The organism is Vibrio sp. 1069 (assembly GCF_033340555.1).
The window spans coordinates 1-573 of record NZ_JAWOWP010000711.1 but is presented as its reverse complement, the minus strand read 5'-3'; the positions used below and the strand labels follow the sequence as shown (position 1 = coordinate 573).

The following is a 573-nucleotide window of genomic DNA, read 5'->3' as shown; positions in this document are numbered from 1 at the left end:
TGCCATTCGAGCGAACGTAACTCGTACGTCGTGCGCGGTTTTGAGTGGATCCGGCTGTCCATCGATGCCTTCTGGGTTGACATAAATTAAGCCCATCATCACAGCGGCGAGTGGATTCTCTAAATCCCGTTCACCTGAATAGCGGCTGTTAGGGTTGTTGGTAGGTGCCAGCCATTCTTTTTCTGAGCCCCAATAAATGTCCTTTTCTGGGTGCCAGATGTCTTCGCGCCCGAATCCGAAGCCGAACGTTTTCAACCCCATGGATTCATAAGCCATCGTACCGGCATACGCAATGAGATCGGCCCAGCTCAGTTGGTTGCCGTATTTTTTCTTAATCGGCCAAAGGATACGTCTTGCTTTGTCGAGATTAGCGTTATCTGGCCATGAATTTAGCGGGGCAAAACGTAAATTTCCGGTGCCCGCACCACCGCGACCATCTGCGATTCGATAAGTCCCTGCCGCATGCCATGACATACGAATCATCAAGCCGCCATAATGTCCCCAGTCAGCAGGCCACCATTCTTGGCTATCGGTCATTAGTGCGATGAGGTCTTGTTTGAGTGCAGCGAAATC

1 protein-coding gene is annotated in these 573 nt (G+C 51.1%); it reads right to left on the bottom strand.

What is annotated here, in order from left to right; all coding sequences use genetic code 11:
• Positions 1-573, bottom strand: a 573-nt coding sequence (locus tag R7040_RS28615; protein WP_318097909.1) for a peroxidase family protein, incomplete at both ends; no start/stop codon positions are given.